The organism is Cohnella sp. LGH (assembly GCF_017671885.1).
Taxonomy (GTDB): domain Bacteria; phylum Bacillota; class Bacilli; order Paenibacillales; family Paenibacillaceae; genus Cohnella; species Cohnella phaseoli.
In genome coordinates, this window is sequence record NZ_CP072117.1 from 851540 (window position 1) to 871273 (window position 19734).

At 51.2% G+C, this 19734-nt stretch carries 13 protein-coding genes; 11 read left to right on the top strand and 2 right to left on the bottom strand.

All coding sequences use genetic code 11. The features are described 5' to 3' along the window. Positions 1-179 precede the first annotated feature (179 nt). The 11 genes from ppc to J4772_RS03435 all read left to right on the top strand — a co-directional run bounded on the left by ppc (position 180) and on the right by J4772_RS03435 (position 17193). On the top strand, positions 180-2972 hold the full coding sequence (gene ppc, locus J4772_RS03385; RefSeq protein ID WP_209074150.1) for a phosphoenolpyruvate carboxylase: 2793 nt from the start codon (positions 180-182) through the stop codon (positions 2970-2972). Positions 2973-3206: 234 nt separating this feature from the next. Continuing rightward, entirely contained in the window at positions 3207-3773 is a 567-nt protein-coding gene (gene sigW, locus J4772_RS03390; RefSeq protein WP_116062002.1) for an RNA polymerase sigma factor SigW, read from the top strand. Positions 3774-4116: 343 nt separating this feature from the next. Next, the gene (locus tag J4772_RS03395; RefSeq protein WP_342772497.1) at positions 4117-4743 is read left to right on the top strand and encodes a zf-HC2 domain-containing protein; all 627 of its coding nucleotides are present in this window, start codon (positions 4117-4119) and stop codon (positions 4741-4743) included. Positions 4744-4946: 203 nt separating this feature from the next. Next, the gene (gene cdaA / locus J4772_RS03400; protein WP_209074151.1) at positions 4947-5777 is read left to right on the top strand and encodes a diadenylate cyclase CdaA; all 831 of its coding nucleotides are present in this window, start codon (positions 4947-4949) and stop codon (positions 5775-5777) included. Then, positions 5770-7110 (top strand): CdaR family protein, encoded by a 1341-nt coding sequence (locus tag J4772_RS03405; RefSeq protein ID WP_209074152.1) that lies wholly within the window; start codon positions 5770-5772, stop codon positions 7108-7110. Before cdaA ends, J4772_RS03405 begins: the two co-directional genes overlap by 8 nt. 63 nt (positions 7111-7173) lie before the next feature. Then, positions 7174-8514, top strand: coding sequence for a phosphoglucosamine mutase (gene glmM, locus J4772_RS03410; protein ID WP_209074153.1), 1341 nt, complete (start codon positions 7174-7176; stop codon positions 8512-8514). A 645-nt stretch (positions 8515-9159) separates the two neighbouring features. Further along, positions 9160-10992 carry a glutamine--fructose-6-phosphate transaminase (isomerizing) gene (glmS, locus tag J4772_RS03415; protein WP_209074154.1) on the top strand — a complete coding sequence of 611 codons (1833 nt, stop codon included), beginning with the start codon at positions 9160-9162 and terminating at the stop codon, positions 10990-10992. Positions 10993-11380: 388 nt separating this feature from the next. Further along, on the top strand, positions 11381-14371 hold the full coding sequence (locus J4772_RS03420; protein WP_247741003.1) for an ATP-binding protein: 2991 nt from the start codon (positions 11381-11383) through the stop codon (positions 14369-14371). A gap of 256 nt (positions 14372-14627) precedes the next feature. Then, positions 14628-14861, top strand: a complete 234-nt coding sequence (locus J4772_RS03425; RefSeq protein ID WP_247741160.1) for a tyrosine-type recombinase/integrase — start codon at positions 14628-14630, stop codon at positions 14859-14861. Between the two features lie 123 nt (positions 14862-14984). Further along, positions 14985-15446 (top strand): hypothetical protein, encoded by a 462-nt coding sequence (locus tag J4772_RS03430; RefSeq protein WP_209074155.1) that lies wholly within the window; start codon positions 14985-14987, stop codon positions 15444-15446. A gap of 535 nt (positions 15447-15981) precedes the next feature. Then, positions 15982-17193 (top strand): MFS transporter, encoded by a 1212-nt coding sequence (locus J4772_RS03435; RefSeq protein WP_209074156.1) that lies wholly within the window; start codon positions 15982-15984, stop codon positions 17191-17193. 155 nt (positions 17194-17348) lie between these two features. Here J4772_RS03435 and J4772_RS03440 read toward each other — a convergent pair whose 3' ends face one another. Both J4772_RS03440 and J4772_RS03445 read right to left on the bottom strand, forming a co-directional pair. Then, positions 17349-18995, bottom strand: a complete 1647-nt coding sequence (locus J4772_RS03440; protein WP_209074157.1) for an RNA polymerase sigma factor — start codon at positions 18993-18995, stop codon at positions 17349-17351. Between the two features lie 145 nt (positions 18996-19140). Then, complete coding sequence (locus J4772_RS03445) at positions 19141-19584, bottom strand: Lrp/AsnC family transcriptional regulator (protein WP_209074158.1); 444 nt, start codon at positions 19582-19584, stop codon at positions 19141-19143. Positions 19585-19734 lie beyond the last annotated feature (150 nt).

Consider the following 19734-nt stretch of genomic DNA (forward strand, 5'->3'; position numbering starts at 1 on the left):
AATTCGCTATACTTTTCCGAATCGCCTCCGACAATATGCGGTTTGGCGTCGGGAAGACGTCGAGGGCGTTTTGCTTGGCAAGGCTTGTTTTCAAAGTTGATCGCTCGGAGCGTCGGCAATTCCCGTCCTAAAGGGCGGTTTGACATCAATTTCGAGAAGCAAGGTTTGGGGTGAGTGAGATGACGGAAACGACTGTAGGTCAACGTTCTCCTTCCAATCATCTGCTGCGTAGAGACGTGCGCTTTCTAGGCAACATTCTGGGAGAAGTGCTCGTGCATCAGGGTGGTCGGGAGCTGCTGGAACATGTCGAGAAAATACGGGAAATGAGCAAAGCGCTGCGCGCGGAGTATTTGCCGGAACTGTACGAAGGGTTTATTCAAAACGTGAGAGGCTTGGAGCCGGGAATCCGCCACCAGGTCATTCGCGCGTTCGCAATCTATTTCCAACTCGTGAATATCGCGGAGCAGAATCATCGTATCCGTCGCAAACGCGACTACGAGCGTTCCGCGGGCGAAGGAGTTCAACCGGGATCGATCGAGAGCGTCGTGCAAGCGTTGAAGGAGAAAAATCTGCCGGTGGACGAAGTGCGCCAGATGCTGGACGGCATTTCGCTTGAGCTGGTCATGACGGCCCACCCGACAGAGGCGACCCGCAGAGACGTGCTGGACATCCATAAGCGGATCGCGGACGAAGTGATGGAGCTGGACAATCCGACGCTCACGTACCGCGAAAGAGAGAAGCTTCGCGAGAAGCTTATGAACGAAGTGCTGACGTTGTGGCAGACGGACGAATTGCGGGATCGCAAGCCGACGGTGCTCGACGAGGTGCGCAACGGCATGTACTACTTCCATGAGACGCTGTTCGAGGTTCTGCCTAACGTATACGAGGAGCTGGAACGCTGTCTGACCAAGTACTATCCGGAAGAGCAGTGGCACGTGCCGACTTATCTGCGCTTCGGATCCTGGATCGGCGGCGACCGCGACGGCAACCCTTCGGTGACGTCCGATGTGACGTGGCAGACGTTGAAGATGCAGCGCAATCTGGCGATTCATAAATACGAGAACAACCTTCGCGAGTTGGCTCGCCATCTCAGCTTCAGCAAGACGATTGTGAATGTGTCGAACGAGCTGCTGGCGTCGGTTAAGCTGGACGTTCAGTTTGTGGAACTGCGGACGGTCGAGCCGTGGACGAACGATAATGAGCCTTACCGGGTCAAAATCAGATACATGCTGCAGAAGCTGCAAAATATGAGGGAAGAACAGTTCGCAGGCACGAAGCAGCGTTATAGCTCCGTGGACGAATTCAAGGCGGACCTCGAAATTATCGACCGCAGCCTTCGTCACCACTACGCCGACTACGTAGCGGATTCGCATCTGAAGAAGCTTGTTCGTCAGGCGGAGCTGTTCGGCTTCCATCTGGCTGCGCTGGACGTTCGCCAGCACAGCAAGGAGCACGAGAACGCGATGTCGGAGCTGCTGGCTAAGGCCGGCATAGCGAGCGCGTACGCGGAGCTGGCGGAGCAGGAGAAGATCGATCTGCTGCACGGTCTGCTTAGCGGCGATAAGAAGCTGCTTCAGGATGGAATCGAGCTTAGCGAGTCCACTCAAGAGTGTCTGGATGTCTACACGACGATCTATAAGGCGCAGCAAGAGTTCGGCGTCGGCTGCGTGACGAGTTACCTGATCAGCATGTCCGAGGCTGCCAGCGATATTCTGGAAGTCATGGTTTTCGCGAAGGAAGCCGGTCTGCTCGGCCGCGACGAGAGCGGCAACGTTTTCTCCACGCTGCAGGCTGCGCCTCTGTTCGAGACGATCGACGATCTGCATGCCGCTCCGGAAATTATGGATACGCTGTTCAAGCTGCCGATCTATCGGCAGAGCGTGGCCGCAATGGGAGACCTGCAGGAAATTATGCTCGGCTACTCGGACAGCAACAAGGACGGCGGTATGGTGACGGCGAACTGGGAGCTGAGAGTCGCGTTGAACGATCTGACCCGGATGGGCAAGTCGCATAACGTCCGCCTAAAGTTTTTCCACGGCCGCGGAGGCGCTCTTGGCCGCGGGGGTATGCCGCTGAACCGCAGCATTCTAGCCCAGCCTCCACATACGATCGGAGGCGGCATCAAGATTACCGAGCAAGGAGAAGTGCTGTCCTCCCGCTACTCGATGAAGGGGATTGCCTACCGCAGCTTGGAGCAGGCTACCGGCGCATTGATCACGGCGGCTTATCTGTCCCGGGATTCGGAGCAGGAGCGCTCGAACGAGAAGCAGTGGGAAGAAATCATGCGCGGCATTTCCGTCGACGCTCAGACGAAGTATCAGGATTTGATTTTCCGCGATCCGGACTTCATGACATTCTTCAAGGAATCGACTCCGCTTCCGGAAGTCGGCGAGCTGAACATCGGTTCGCGTCCGTCCAAGCGCAAGGGCAGCGATCGGTTCGAGGATCTTCGCGCCATCCCTTGGGTGTTCGCTTGGACGCAGAGCCGCTATCTGCTGCCGGCCTGGTATGCCGCGGGAACGGCCTTTTCGAAGTTCGTGAACGACGATCCGGCCCGCCTGGAGACGCTGCGGACGATGTACCGCGAATATTCTTTCTTCAAGTCGCTGATCGACAATTTGCAGATGGCGCTTGGCAAGGCCGATCTCATGATCGCCCGGCAGTATGCCGGCATGATCGAGGACGGGACGATCAAGAACCGTATTTTCACGCAAATCGAGGAAGAGTACGCGAAGACGCAGGCGATGATTCTCTCCATTACGGGCCAAGACGATATTCTGGACAACGTTCCGGTCATTCAGGAATCGATCCGGCTGCGCAATCCGTATGTCGATCCGCTGAGCTACTTGCAGGTTCAGCTGCTGACCGAGCTTAGAAGCCTGCGCGCTCAGAACGAGGACGACGCGGAGCTGCTGCGCGAAGTGCTGTTGACGATTAACGGCATCGCCGCCGGGCTTCGCAATACGGGCTGATTCATAAGAGGAAGAAGGGCCCGGGCAATATACCCGGGTCCTTTTGTGCGTGAACGGAATCGCCTTGATTTTTCGGTTTCCGTGGATTACGATTTTGCTAGCAAGCATTCGCGAACTCCGAAGTCCGCGGTCATGGCGACCGCACCCTCGCTAAGTACTCATACTCGCAGGCACCATGACAGCGCAACGCAAGTCCCAGCAGGCTGCGGACGGGAAAGAAGGTGAGTCGCAACATTGAAGCCAGTTGAGACGCGATTGATTCGTTTGGCCCTGAAGGGGGACCAGCGGGCCTTCGCGGAGATCGTTGACATGTACAAGGACAAGCTGTTCCACCTGGCCTTTCGGATGACGGGCAACCGTCAGGAGGCGGAGGACGCCGTGCAGGAGACGTTCCTGCGAGTGTACAAAAATCTGGATAGGTACGACGAGAATCAGAAATTCTCGACGTGGATCTACCGGATCACGACGAATTTGTGCATCGATCGCCTCCGAAAGCGGAGGGCGATCTATTCGCTGGACGCGGAATCGGCGGATCATGAAGGGCTGGACGGCTACGCTATGCTGCCGAGCGACGACCGGACGCCGGAAAGCGAGCTGCTGCTCTCGGAGACGCAGCGGCTGATTCAAGAGTCTATTGCGACGTTGCCGATCAAGTATAAGTCGGTGATGATTTTGCGCTATTTGCAGGATCTGTCCCTTCAGGAAATTTCGGATGTTCTGGATATGCCGGTGACGACTATTAAGACACGGGTTCACAGAGGGCGCGAATTTCTGCGGAAGAAGCTGGAGCATAAGCTTTAGGCTGGTTCGAAGTCGAATGGACTTCTGCGCACAGCTTCGTGATCAAAAGCGGACTTTTTGTACTGCCGTCGCAATAAAGGTACAAAAAGTACGGTTTTCAGCACCGAGAAGGTTGGATGAAGCTTAGGGAGTGAGGCGCAGAGCGTAGGGAGAGCCTACGTGAGCACCGGAAGGCCCGGCTGAGTTCAAGATTCGAAGTCGAATAGACTTCTGTGTGTAACTTCGTGATCAAAAGCGGACTTTTTGTACTGCCTCTACAAAATAGGTGAAACCGTGTCGCTTAACCGCACGTACAGTATAGAAGCATCGATAGCGGGGTAAGGGGATCCCGCCGAGGAAAGGGATGGCTGATATGAATTGCAACGTCGCCGTCATGTACATGCATGATTATTTGGACGGAGAACTGGCGCGCGAGGAAATCCTACAGTTGCAGCAGCACCTGCGTGAATGCCCCCAGTGCTGTTCTCGTTATGAAGCGTTGGAGCGCACCGAAGCGCTCGCCAAAGCTCAACCTATAGAGAAGGCTCCGAAAGAGCTCGGAGACCGGATTATGAAAGCATTGCCCAGCTCAAGGCGTCCAGCGGCCTGGACTTCCTGGGTGCGCCGTCATCCGGCGGTATCCGCTGCGGCTATTTTCCTGGTGGTCATGTTGTCCAGCTTCGTGTCGATGTGGAACCAGAGCCAGGAATTTTCCGTATCGGGACCCGATCTTGAGCATGTCGTGATCGAAGGTAAAAAGGTGATCGTACCCGAAGGGCAAAAAGTATCGGGAGATTTGACGGTCGTAAACGGAGACGTACAAGTGTTGGGCGATCTGGACGGCAACCTGACCGTGATAGACGGCCATTTGACGCCGTTGGCGTCTACGGCTCATATCGCGGGCGAGATCAAGACGATCGACCGGGCGGTCGATTGGTTCTGGTACAAGGTGAGCTCCTTCTTCGGAACGCTCGCTTACGGCTCGCATTAAGGGCGCGAGGGCGTCCGACAGAGTGTCTATGCACGACCGTAGACCGGGCAAGAGGAGCCTCTCCGATGTCGGGGAGGTTTTTTTTTGTGTAAATGACAGGATTTTTGGGCAATAGTAGAGAAGATAATTAAGGTTTAGAAATTACGTGCATTTTCGACATTATTCGTCGCAACTAATCCAGCGCCGGGACGGGGGGTCGCGTCTTGGACTATTTTGCCGGGCTGACATTGAAGAATTCAATAAAAGATATCGTCGACGTGCTGATCGTCAGTTACATTATTTACAAAGTGCTCATGATGGTGCGGGGAACGCGAGCTGTACAGCTGCTGCAAGGGATTTTCCTGTTGGTGCTCGTCTGGGCGCTAAGCAACCTGCTTAATCTATATACGCTCAAATGGTTGATGAACCAAATGTTCACCTTCGGAGTCGTGACGGTGCTCATTATTTTCCAGCCGGAATTGCGAAGAGCGCTTGAGCAGATCGGGAGAAACAAGCTGTTCCATCGTTCATCGCCCGAGGAGCAGGACGTCAGCCACAGGGTGAACGAGGTCGTTAAGTCGGTGAATTATTTAGCGCGTCGAAAAATCGGGGCGTTAATTGTGTTCGAGAGAAATACCGGTTTGAACGACTATATCGAATCGGGCATCAAGATGGAGTCCAAGCTTAGCTCGGAGCTGCTTAGCAACGTGTTCGTTCCGAATACGCCGCTTCACGACGGGGCCGTTATTATACGGGGCGGGCTGATTATGGCCGCGGGCTGTTATTTGCCGCTGTCGGAGAACCCTTTTATCAGCAAGGAATTGGGGACTCGCCACAGGGCCTCCATCGGCATTACGGAAGTATGCGATGCCGTCTCCGTGACCGTCTCGGAGGAGACGGGACAGATTTCGCTGGCGATCAACGGACAGATCGTGCGGGACATTAAGGAAGAGTCGCTGATTTCCAAGCTGTTCGAAGAGCTTCGGCCGCAGTTCAAGCCGAAGAATACGGATTGGGCCTTCTGGAAGCGGAAAGAAGGTGACAAGCGTGGATAAATGGCTAAACCATCCTACAATCGCCAAGTTTGTCGCGCTTGCGCTTGGCATTCTGATGTGGGCGGTCGTGCACTACGATCCGGACAATTCTGCACCGAACAACGTCGCTTCGCTCTACGATACGAAGGTGATCGAGGGAGTGACGGTTCAGCCTTTTGGGTTGGACGAGAGGAACTTCGTGCTGATCGGCATGGAGCCGCTCAAGGTGAATCTGACGGTTCGAGGGACGAAAAGCGATCTTAAAGTCGCTCAGACGAAGGACTATCGCATTCGGGTCGATTTGAGAACGGTGGGCGAAGGCCAGCATACATTGACACTAGAAGAGAATCTTCCTAAAGGGATCACTTCGGTATCGATATCGCCCTCTACGGTCGTTGTCAGTATCGAAGCGCTTCAGACGAAGGAGTTTGAAGTGGCGATCCAGACGAAGGGGAACCCCGCGAAGGGATATAAAGTCGGTACGCCAATCTTAAAGCCGGGCAACCGGGTTCATGTAACGCTGCCTAAGAGCCAGCTGGCCGAGGCGGAGAGCGTCGGGGCGACGATCGAGATCGACGGGGAGAAGGAGACGATCAAGAACAAGAGCGTTAAGCTGGTCGTCTACGATAAGCAAGGCAAGCCGATGGAAGGGGCGACGATCGATCCGGCGGTGCTGGAGGTCGAGGTGCCGATTACCAATCCCTTCAAGACGGTGCCGCTGCAATTCAAAATGGTCGGACGCGTGCAATCGGGTCTGGGCGTCGCTTCCTTCAAGCCGGACGTGGAGCAGGTTACGGTGTACGGACCGCAGGACGCGTTGGACAAAATCGAGTTTATCGAGGTGGAGGTTCCGCTTGGGGACGTACGGAATTCCGGAAAAGTTTCCGTGCCGCTCAAGGTGACGCCTCCATTGATCGAGATTTCGCCGGCGACGATCGATATTCAGATCGAAGTGCTGCTGTCTACGACCCGTAAGCTGGAAGGGCTGCCGATCGAACTGATCGGGCTAGGCGAAGGCTTGCTCGCCAAGATCGTCGATCCGGAGACAGGCAAAGCGGACATTACGATTCAAGGCGCTCCGCAGACGTTGGACCGGCTGAGGCCGGGAGACGTCGACGTGATCGTCGACCTCAGCGGAAGAGGACCGGGCGTCTATACGCTGCCTCTCGTTGTCAGTCTGGAGAGGTTTATGGAGCAAGTAGGCGGTACGAGCAGCATCGTCGTGGAGATTGTCGACGAGGCAGCGCAGGAGACGACTACGGAAGGCGAGGAGCCTCCGGAAGAAGGCGTGCCTGAGGAAAGCGAGACGCCGCCGCCGGAGAGCGGCGGCGAAACGCAGGAGCCTGCGGTATAACATATTACAGAGAAAAGACAGGCTTGAGCAACAACAGGAGAGCAAAGGGGCAGGTAGCGGGATATGGGGAAATATTTCGGAACGGACGGCGTACGCGGTGTCGCGAATCAGGAATTGACGCCGGAATTGGCTTATCGGATCGGACGCTGCGGAGGCGTCGTATTGGCGGGCAAGGTTAAACGCCCGAAAGTGTTGATCGGGATGGATACCCGGATTTCGGGACAAATGCTGGAGAGCGCGCTGACGGCGGGATTGCTGTCTATCGGAGCGGACGTCGTCCGGTTGGGCGTGGTCAGCACGCCGGCGGTTGCATATTTGACTCGAACGATGGGGGCCGATGCGGGCGTTATGATCTCCGCATCCCACAATCCGGTGGCGGATAACGGTATTAAGTTTTTCGGCGGCGACGGCTATAAACTGCTCGACGAGACGGAAGCGGAGATTGAGCGGTTGATGGATGCGGCGGAAGATACGCTGCCTAGGCCGGTCGGCGGCGACATCGGTTCGGTAACTTCCGATAAAGGCGCCAAAAGCTTATATGCCGAGTATTTGAAGTCTACTGTGGGAAATTCCTTCTCCGGCGTGAAGCTGGTGCTGGATTGCGCTCACGGTGCCGCGTACGAGCTGGCTCCGGATATTTTCCGCGCCTTGGGGGCGGAGGTTATCGCTTATGGAGCCGAGCCTAACGGACTGAACATTAATGAAGGCGTCGGGTCGACGCACCCGGAGATGCTGGCCGCTAAAGTGAAGGAGCACGGAGCCGATCTTGGTTTGGCGTTCGATGGAGACGCAGATCGTCTGATCGCGATCGATGAGAACGGCGAGGAAGTGGACGGCGACTATATTTTGTGCATTTGCGGCGACGCGATGAGGCGCGCGGGCAAGCTGGCGAAGGATACGGTCGTGACGACGGTTATGGCGAACATCGGGTTCTTCAAAGCGGCTGAGAAGCTTGGATTGCGCTCGGCTAAGACGGCGGTCGGGGACCGATACGTTATGGAAGAGATGGTGAACGGCGGTTATAATCTCGGCGGCGAGCAATCCGGGCATGTGATCTTCCTCGATCACAGCACGACGGGCGACGGGATTCTGACCGGCCTGCAGCTGCTGGATACGATCGTCGGTTCGGGCAAAAAGCTGGGCGAGCTGAAGCAGATGATGCGCAAATATCCTCAGGTGCTTGTAAATGTGCGTGTGGCCGATAAATCCCGTTATCCAGGCAATGAAGCGATTGCTGCGGCCGTAACGGCCGCCGAGGAGGCGCTGGGCGACAACGGGCGCGTGCTCGTTCGTCCTTCCGGCACGGAGGCGCTCATCCGCGTCATGGCCGAAGGGCCGGAGCGCGAAGAGATCGAGCGTCACGTGGCCTCGATTGTCGAGGTTGTGAAGGCGGAGCTGTCGTAAGCGAATATCGGACGGGTGCTGGTCACAAAGGAGAGAATGTTCTATCCGACAAGGGTGGACATTCTCTCTTTTTCGCATACAAAAAATGTAGAATATCGTCATTTCCAAGGAAATATTTGCGCCCAAGTTGCATCGTTCCGACAAAACGAATAAGATAAGGAATAGATTCTGGAATGGAAGGGCAGGGTAGAGGGGAAAAGCAGCGATAGCGCCAGAACTTGCAGATGGGTGGAATGAAGTCGAAAAGCGCGTAGATCAGGGACGGGAAAGCTGGTCTGAGCGAATAACTTTGACGGAGAGCCCTATGGATGCAAGTTGACGAGGTGGAGGCGTTCGAAACGTTCGGCGGGGACCTCCCGGCTCATCATCGGAGCCGATAGTCGGAATCAAAACGCTCAGGGCGACCGGGCGAACAAAATACCGGCACGATGCTTGAAAATGACAAATTAAAAGAATCCAGACCTTATCTGCGGCCTGTAATCGGTCGCTTGAGGGCATAGTATCGAAGAGGGGAGAGCGGGCCCCTTTATTAAAAGATTGCCAAAAGACGGGGGCGCGTCCTCCTCATGTAAAATACTGCTCACTCAGCCCGGTTGCGGGTGCTCGGAAGCGTCGAGGACCCAATAAACGGAGGCTTATATAATTATGTGCGGAATCGTTGGATATATTGGTTTTAGAGAGTCGCAGCCCATTCTGATCGAAGGACTCAAGAAGCTGGAGTATCGGGGCTATGACTCCGCCGGCATCGCAGTACAGACAGAGCAGGGCTTGGAAGTCACGAAGACGGTAGGGCGGTTGGCCAATCTGGAGAGCCGGCTAAGCGGAGATCCGCTGCGCGGAACGGTCGGCATCGGACATACGCGTTGGGCGACCCATGGCAAACCTTCGGATGTTAACTCTCATCCGCATACGGATAACTCCATGAAATTTTCGGTCGTTCATAACGGCATTATCGAAAACTACCTGGAGCTTAAGGAAGAGCTTGTGCAGGCGGGGCATCGTTTTCTGTCGGAGACGGATACGGAGGTTATCTCCCACCTGATCGCCATTGAATACGATGGGGATATCGTGAAAGCCGTTCAGCGCGCGGTCAAAAAAATGAGAGGCGCATTCGCGCTTGGCGTGCTGACCGAATACGAGCCGGATCGGCTGGTCGCGGTGCGTTATGCCAGTCCGCTCATTATCGGCGTCGGGGACGGGGAGAAGTATATCGCGTCGGATATTCCGGCGATTCTTGAGCATACGCGCGACATCTACATTCTGAACGACGGCGAGATGGCCGTGCTGACTCGGGATGCGGTGGATCTGCTGACGATTGAGGGCAATTTTATTGCGAAGGAAATTTTTCATGTGGATTGGGATTTGATGACGGCGGAGAAGGCCGGCTTCGACCACTTCATGCTGAAGGAAATTCACGAGCAGCCGAAGGCGTACCGCGATACGATGCTGGGTCGGATCAGCGACGACGGACGTTCCGTGGAGCTGCCTGAGTTGAAAATGACGCCGGAGCAGTTGAAGGCAATCAACCGCGTGCATATCGTTGCCTGCGGTACGGCGCTACATGCCGGACTTGTCGGGAAAAATGTGATCGAATCTCTCGTCCGAGTTCCGGTCGAGACGGATGTTGCCTCGGAGTATCGTTATCGTTCGCCGATCATTACGCCCGATACGCTCGTTATCGTCGTGAGCCAATCCGGCGAAACTGCCGATACGCTTGCGGCTCTGCGCGAGGCACAGCGGTGCGGCGCACGAGTGCTTGCAATCACCAACGTTGTAGGCAGCTCGGTTGCCCGTGAAGCCGACGATGTGATCATCACGCTGGCGGGACCGGAAATTGCCGTGGCTTCCACGAAGGCCTATTCTTCACAGCTGATCGCTTTCTTCCTATTCGGACTTTACTGGGCGCAGACGGTTGGCTCGCAGGATGAGGCGGCTATCGTACAGGTGCTTGCCGCTATGCAGGCGCTGCCTGAGCAAGTAGAGAAGATTCTTGGGCAATCCGAAACGATCAAGGAAGTGGCGGAATCGATCTCGCATCACAGCAGCCTGTTCTTCATCGGACGCGGCGTCGACTATGCGGTCGCGATGGAAGGCTCGCTGAAGCTGAAGGAGATTTCCTATATTCACTCCGAAGCTTATGCGGCAGGGGAGCTGAAGCACGGAACGCTGGCTCTGATCGAAGAAGGTACACCGGTGATCGGCCTTCTCACGCAAGAGGACCTGTACGAGAAAATGCTTAGCAACATTAAAGAAACAAAAGCGCGCGGTGCACACGTTCTCGGTATCGTTAACGAGGGGCACGAGCAGGAGGTAGCGAAGTCAGTCGATCGCTTCTTCGCAATCCCGCGCACGCTGCCGCTGCTGACTCCGGCCCTGTCCGTCATTCCGCTGCAGCTGTTGTCCTACTACGCTTCTCTGGCGTTGGGGCATGACGTAGATAAGCCGAGGAATTTGGCTAAGAGTGTTACGGTGGAGTAGGAACAGCTTCTGGTGTCCGGGATTAAAGTTGTGTACAGAATGTTATTAGTTGTGGTCTAAGTTTGTTTGAATATTACTAGATGATGAAACGTCAAAACTCTTAGAGGTAACCCGCAATGAGGGTTACCTCTTTCCTTAGGAGAATTTTCAAATGGAGCTCGTAACTTCATATTCAGGCTTTGGCTTATGAGCCACCTCGATCCGGCCGAGGCAGAAGTGTTGAAGGTGAATTCAGCAGGACATAACCGCATCGACTAACCGCTAGCGTCCTCTCCCGAGGAGGAATATAACATTTTTTGTCGAAAATATGCTTATGATAAACAGAAGAAAAATTTTTTTCACAGTCGGCAGCTTTTTCCTAATCCTAACGGCAATGCGAATCATATGGATGCTTTTTCAAACTACTCCTGATCATCTTCATGCCATTAAGGGTGAATTGGATTTACGAAATTGGGACTTCACGGACAATCGTACGCTATCACTCGATGGGCAATGGGAGTTTTATCCTCGTGTATTGCTTCAACAGAAGAACAATAGCGAGCACTTCATCCCCGATGATAAAGTGTTTATTGATGTGCCGGGAACCTGGAACAACGCTATAGATGACGATAAAAATCCAACCTTCGGTTACGGAAGCTACCGTTTACGGCTCCTGATCCATCCTGATAAAGACCAATTGTTTAGTATCCGTATGCCCACTATCGCTTCCTCCTCTAAGCTTTATGTCAATGGACGTTTATTGGCCCATTCCGGTAATCCTGCCGCTACCGCAGAGCAATACACAGCTGGCAATGTGCCTTATACAGCTTCTTTTGCCACCGATCAGAGCGAGATCGAAATTATTATAGTTGTAGCAAACTATACCGACCGTTTGTCGGGAGGTCTGTTTTTTCCTGTTAAATTCGGCACTGATCGTGCTATCGACAAGGCTGTCGGAGTTTCAGTAGTCGCACAGTTATCGGTTTGTCTTCTCCTTCTGATGCATGTCATCTATGCACTCATCTTATATTGGATGGGAACTAGACAGAGAGCGCTGCTCTATTTTGTGATACTGATGCTTTGTGCTATTATCACAATCCTGATCGACGATGATCGGTTATTGCCAGCTTGGTCTGCTGTAAACTACGATTGGACGTTAAAGCTATATTACCTGGCATATCTTGGCGTCGCCGCGTTTATGACTCAATATATCAAATTGCTTTTGCCCGAATATGCAACCTATAAGAGCTTCCGTTGGTATTCAATCCTATGTGCAGCTTATGCCTTATTTGTGCTGATTCTGCCGGTCAAAACGATCATGCTTGCTGATCCTCTTCATACATTTATAATCGTTGTCCCTTTCTTTGTACTCCCAGTCCTAATATACCGTTCAGTTAGAAAGGGCAATGAAGATGCGATTTATTTATTATTCGGTTTAACGGCTTTAACAACGAGTGCGATCTGGGGCGTTACTAAAAATACAGGCATTATTGAAATGAGCTTCTACCCTTTCGATATGGTCATTACCAGTGTCGCCTTTGGTGCTTTCTGGTTTAGAGGTTATGTTCGTTCCAACGTGCAGAGAGTAAAGCTCACAGAGCAGCTTCAAAAAGCGGATAAGCTGAAAGATGACTTTCTGCTTAATACCTCTCATGAGCTGCGAAACCCATTGCACGGCATGCTCAATATAGCCCAGACCGTCCTAAATAGTGAAAGCAGATATGATGAAGATAAAAATAAAGAACATATGAAGCTGCTTATTTCTGTAGGGAAACGGATGTCCTTCTTGCTGAACGATTTGTTGGATGTAACGATGCTTAAAGAGAACCGTGTGCGGCTTCAGGTCGAGAATATTCAAGTGCAAACCCTTGCTACAGGTGTATTGGATATGCTGCGATTTATGACGGAAGGCAAGTCCATTCGACTTATTCATAACATTCCGGATAATTTCCCCTACGTTATCGCAGATGAGAATCGCCTGATTCAGATCCTGTTTAATCTGTTGCATAATGCTGTGAAATTCACTAACGAAGGCTCTATCACAATAGGGGCACAAATTATAGATCATAAAGCCCACATATATATCACGGATACTGGAATTGGGATGGATCTGGAAACACAGCAAAGAATTTTTCAACTCTATGAGCAAGGTGAAAGGGAACAAACCGCAAGTGTAGTTGGACTTGGACTGGGATTAAACATCTGTAAGCAGCTTGTAGAACTGCACCATGGAACGCTTTCTGTCAGCTCCACACCAGGTCATGGCTCCTCCTTCACTCTAACCCTGCCTTTATCTAATATTTCTCGTAATCAAGATGCTGCTGATTCTGTTGCTCTGCTCTCTTCAGGCGATTTAGAGACCGCAGCAGCTAGTTCAAGCTTAATCTCCGAAGCTAACACTACATTCGCTGAAGATAGGCCTAAAATTTTAGCTATCGATGACGACCCAATTAACCTGAACATCTTGGTCAATGTTTTGTCTATCGAGCGATATGATATCGTAACAGCTACAAGCGGGGCTGATGCATTAGCTTATCTGGTTTCTCAAGAGTGGGATTTAATTATTACCGATGTGATGATGCCCCTTATGTCCGGTTATGAGGTTACGCGGTCCATACGTGATCGTTTTTCTGTATCGGAGCTGCCAATCCTGCTGCTAACTGCACGCAATCGGCCCGAGGATATTGAAGCAGGCTTTCTGGCGGGAGCTAATGATTATGTGACAAAGCCTGTTGATGCGATGGAGCTGAAGTCACGTGTGAGATCATTGACCGAAATCAAAAAATCCATCAGCGATCGGTTGCGGATGGAAGGAGCATGGCTTCAAGCGCAAATTCAGCCGCACTTTCTATTCAATACTTTGAATGCCATCGCAGCTTTAAGTGAGTTTGACTCAGACCGCATGCGCAATTTGCTTGCTGAGTTCGGTAAATATCTCCAAGGAAGCTTTGATTTCCGCAATTCTGAGCGCTTGATCCCGCTGAATGATGAACTGGACCTTGTTCGATCTTACCTGTTCATTGAAAAAGAACGTTTTGAAGAACGTCTTCAAGTAACTTGGAATATCGATGAGAGCATGGAGCTTCTTATTCCCCCGCTTTCGATCCAACCGCTGGTTGAGAATGCCATCCGCCATGGCATCTTGAAGCGTACCGAAGGCGGGAGCATTCATATTCAAATTCTGGATCTTGGCTCCTACGCTGAGGTGTCGGTGGAAGATAATGGTGTCGGGATGGATAATCAGACCCTCCAGCAGCTGGAGGGTAAAGAATCCAGACGAAAATCAGGCATAGGTCTGACTAATACTAATCGCCGCCTAAAGCAGCTTTATGGCAGCGGCTTGCAAATCCGAAGCAATCTCCATCAAGGCACTACGGTTACCTTTATCGTTAAAAAGTGAATAGGGAAGAAACGATATCAGACTGATATAAGGAAGGATCTATGGGTTTGTAGATCTGCTCCTGACCGACATGATTCATAATCAATTTTTGAAAACCGTGGTGCTTTGTTTAATTTTATGAGCAAAACAGTGGAAAATCCTATGCAGTGGCACACTTTTACAACAGAGTGCAAAGTATGGTTAAAGAAGTACCTGGCCAGCCGTGAGGACTCCTGCAAGGCCATTGTTTGTTACCGATACGCATCCAACAAAACGAATGGCCATACCTACGATTAGATGGGCCTTAAAACGGCTTGCAGACCAGGGAGAAATTGAAGCGAACGTATACCCGCATCGCTTTCGGCATACTTATGCATGCCAGCTCCTTGATAACGTTGCCCCCTTAGATTTCATCCAAGGCATGCTCGGTCATGAGAAAGCATTGACCACTCAAATTTACGCACAGCTCCGTGGCGAACGTCGGAGAGAGCTTTATCGATGGTTCTTTTAAGTATTCATGGCGGCGGATCCCATTTAGAATTCCGCCGCCGTTCAACTAAAGGGCAGGAATTTTCCAAATTCTAAATGGTGTATAATATAACGAAGTAAGTGAATATTTTCGGGTGGTGAGTGTTTGGATAGAATTTATTATATTTATGAAATATACAGCCACTATTACAGCGGTTTTGCAGATTATGATAATATGTTGATTCACTTTGACCATATATCTTTTATAGATGCTACCACTCATGTATTTGAAATTATTCCAGCGAGCAATGAATTTTTAACTATTGAAATAGAAAGCGAAAAATATTATAGGTATTGTTGCGAGAATGATTATCCTGACATCCTTTTCCGTTCAGATTACTGTGGAGAAAGAGAGCTTAAAAAGTTAGCTATTCTAAAGTCAGAACACCCAACTATATCGGAAAAACAATGGGAAGAAGCTGAACTTGAATATCAGCGATATTTATTTAGGGATAAATATTTAGATGCTAATAAGGATAACACAAATAGAAAGACAGGCATTGTGCATTACGATATGAAAGAAACGGACTTGCCATATGAGCATTCATATATTGAATGGATGGATTGATTGAATAAAATAAGCATTTATAGTTTTGAAAATTTGTATTTTCTATAGAATAGGAGTTGCAAAAATGCATTACTCTAATCATTAAGAAATGCTTTTTGTTAGTTGAACCATTACACTAACGGGAGACTCTAGCTGAATCCAATCGTTCATGCAAGGGGCTTTATGTCATTAGACATGATGTAAGAGTTCAGAAAGCGGATTTGAAACTGAATAAGCAATCCCGACTTTAATGTACACGGACATCAGCTTCACAACTCCTTTATTTTGAGAGTGCAAGAGCAGCTGCAGCGGCAGCTGGATCTCCACCCACGTCTCAAGCTTTTCGATTATAATTTATCGTTGAGGCAGCATCTGAGGATGCTGCTTTTTTTCGCATTTAAAATCATGGGATCTTTACGAAAATAAAAGTATTTTCTTCTTAATTCACTCCTTACTCCTTTAATCCTCCATTTAAGAAAGTGTTTTATTTATATAAGCTTATACGGAAGCGAAAGCTTTTTTAAGCGGTAAAAAAATAAATAAAGGAGATTGTTTCGTGAACTCAAACACTGCACTTATAAGTAAAGCTGGAGTAAAGGTGTCGTCTTCCAAACGTCTTCCGTGGGTTGGGCTGCTGGCCTTAGCCATGGCGGGATTCATCTGCATTCTTACGGAAGGTCTGCCTGCTGGATTACTGCCGCAAATTGCACAGGATCTTGGGGTCACAGAAGCTCTTGCCGGACAATTGGTCACTCTGTATGCGGTTGGATCTCTTCTGGCCGCCATTCCTTTGACAACGGCTACCCGGGGGTGGAGGCGCCGACCGCTTCTGCTGCTATGTATCATTGGCTTTCTTGTATTTAACACCATCACCGCGTTATCTTCTGCTTATGTGCTGACTCTTGTCGCGCGTTTCTTCGCAGGTGTCTCGGCAGGTGTTCTGTGGGGGATGACGGCCGGTTATGCGCGGCGCATGGTGCCTGATTCGCTGAAAGGAAAAGCGATGGCCATAGCCATGGTTGGCACCCCCTTGGCATTGGCGCTGGGCGTTCCGCTTGGCACTTTTTTCGGTGCTTATACAGGTTGGCGTCTCATTTTCGGAGCTGTATCCTTACTGGCTGTAGTCCTTATTGGCTGGGTGCTCTGGAAAGTGCCGGATTATGCCGGCGAGCCAGCCGGTGATCAGCTCCCTTTTCACAAGGTTTTCCTGATTCCCGGTGTACGGCCGATTCTGTTCGTCGTTTTGGCATGTGTACTCGCTCATAATATTTTGTACACTTATATTGCACCGTATCTGGCGGAAACCGTGTTTGCTCAGCGAGTGGATCTGGTTCTTCTTATTTTCGGAATTACCTCGGTTGTCGGCATTTGGGTGATAGGCATGCTGATTGACCGTTTTCTAAGAATGCTGGTTTTAGTTAGCATCACGGGATTTGCTTTGGCTTCTGTAGCCTTGGGAATCGGAATGGATCAGCCTGCAATCATCATCCTTGGTGTTACGGCGTGGGGGCTTACGTTTGGCGGGGCAGCTACTTTACTGCAAACAGCAATAGCACAGGCTGGGGGAAAAAGCGCAGATATAGCCCAATCGATGCTGGTTACCGTGTGGAATGTGGCAATCGGCGGAGGAGGCATTATCGGCGGGTTTCTTCTCGAGCTGCTTGGAGCCGGATTCCTTCCGGGCTCTTTAATCCTCCTGCTGCTTCCCTCTTTGCTTGCAGCTTGGCTTGCTAAAAAGCATGGCTTTCCTTCCTACAAGAATCCATAAGTATGTGTAACATATGAAATTCGACAGATGCGATTGTGATCAAAAACCACCCATGACGCATGTGCGCCATGGGTGGGCGTTGGACAGAGTATTGCGTGTAAATGGCCACCACCAACCGGGAACGGTCATTCTTCGTATCCATTTCCGAACCCGACTTACTTGACCGGCCCCATCCAGGTTGAAATCGTCTTTTGCTGGTGCGGCAACGGCGGTTTCAACTTCCCGTTATCGATCAAATGCTTCAAAATATAAGCGACCAACCGGCCTCCGCCGGTATTGCCTCTCACCATGTAAGCAATCTGCGGCTCCAAATGCTTCGGCTGATTTTGCAGGAACAGCTTGAGCATTTTATCGTAGAGCTTGCCGACAGCAGGGGCATAGAGGGCGGACAAATCCGGCATTGCCTTGTTCAACCGATCCAGCGTTTGCGGAGAGTCGATCCAAACCGCATTGAACTTGTACCCCTCCTCCGACTTGCGGATGTACCCCTTCTCCAGCAGAAACGAATATTGCTCGCTATTCCCTTCGTTGTCGGGCAGTTCGCCTTGTAGGAACGCATGGCAAACTTCGACATTCCGGTATTCCAGGAAACGCCAATCCATCTGGCGGTCGCTCCAGTACGTATTGAATTGCCACAAGTATAAGGGACTGTCTTCGACGTAGCGGAGATTCGGACCGAAGGTGACGTAACTACTCAGATCAAAACCCGGATCGGCATTGTGGCTCCGGTTCAACGCCGCATAGGCAATATACTGCCCTCCGTCCTTTCGCATCGGCGCGACCGCATCGAAGCTGTCGCCCGCCGGCATGCTCCGCCAGGATTGCTCCTCGACGTTCTTGGGCAGCAAGGTCCAGAGCAGGAAGTTATAGTCGCCGTCCGGAACGTACACTCCGCTATCCTCGACTTGCTGGCGAACTTCCATTAACGCGTCAAAATGAACATCGGCCACTTCGGCGGCGCACTCCTGATAGAATCGATGACTGGCTCCGGCCAACTCGACGATGTCCCAGACGATGGTATTGCTTTGATATTTGCCGGGAGCGGTTTCGATGAGAAAATTGTAATCGGCCAGGTGCCGGACTTCGCCTTCCAGCAAAAACGGCGGCATTCCGAGCTCCTCCGCGATTTGGTGGACGGTACGCGCCTTGTGATAAGCCGCGTAAACGATATTTTGCGCCAAGGCGCGTCCAAGAAAATCGTTGGTTTCGCCCAGTCTGCCGGCCGAGCCGGAATGGCCCATTTCCCCCATGCTGACCGGATTGACACTCAAAGTTCCTGTTGCGCGCATTCGTTTCATCCCTTTCCTTAACTCCTTTTTGGCCTCGCTCAGATGCCACTTCACCGTGTTGACAGGAATGTTCAGAACAATCGCGATATCGCCGATTTTAAGCTCGTCGTAGTAACGCATGACCACGATCCGGCGATGGATGTCGGACAGAAACGCGACTTCCCGACGCAGCTCGCGGTAAGCTTCGGTTACCAGCAGCCGGTCAAGCGGCTCCCGGGAAGGGGCGGCCGACAGTTCGGACATGCCGTTGATTTCGATCGCTTGGGGAGCGTGCGCACGCTTTTTCAACCAATTCACCCAAGTGTATCGGGCAACCGTCCAGACGTAAGCCTCCAGGCATCGAATGTCCCGCACCCCGGAGAAGGATTTCAACAACTGCAGCATGATCTCCTGAGCCAGATCCTCCGCTTCCGCCCGCTGCTTGACCCGGTTCAACGCAAAACCGAAAATCGGTTTGACATAGCTCCGAATCGCTTCCGCCGCTTCTTTTCCGTTCCGCCCGATCGAATCCATCTTTCGCCTCCACAATTGCCTCTGTAATTCCTGACAATCAAATAGTGTGCCAAACGGAATAAAGGTTGGGATATTTTCAAAAAAATTTGGACGTCCTACCGGATCACTCCTACATGTACAATTACAAACATCGAGAATTTACATCTTATGCGAGCAAATTCGTTTCTCCAATGAGATTTTTATAAGCGATCGGTGAAGACATTACAATCAGGGTTGTATAGGTTCCGTATTGATCGCACCGGTTTTCGAACTCTTCCAGCTCCTGGGTTGTTTCCGTGAGGACCTTCAATAAATAATTATGCTCTCCGCTTATCCGATAACATTCCGTGACCTCCGGTGAAGAACGGCAAAAATCAAGGAATGGGTAGCAGTTCCGCGTCCGAACAAGCATATAGGCAGTGCTTTGCTTACCCAATTTTTGCGATGAAATGACGGTTCGGTATTCCTCGATCGTACCACTTTCCTCCAGGCGTTTTACACGTTCAGTTACGGCTGGCTGAGACAGTCCCACACGCTTTCCTAAATCCGTCATTGATAATCTCGCCTGGTTCTGCAAATGGAGCAAGATGTTTTTATCGATTTCGTCCAAGGGAATCGACCGCCTTTATTTTAAATGTTATTTATTCTAAATACCTTAGTATTAGTCGTAAATCTCTTTATATAACTTGTTTGTTTTATGTAATGCGGTAGAAATTATTAATATAATAATCACACTTGCTATAAATAATCAAGTAAATTA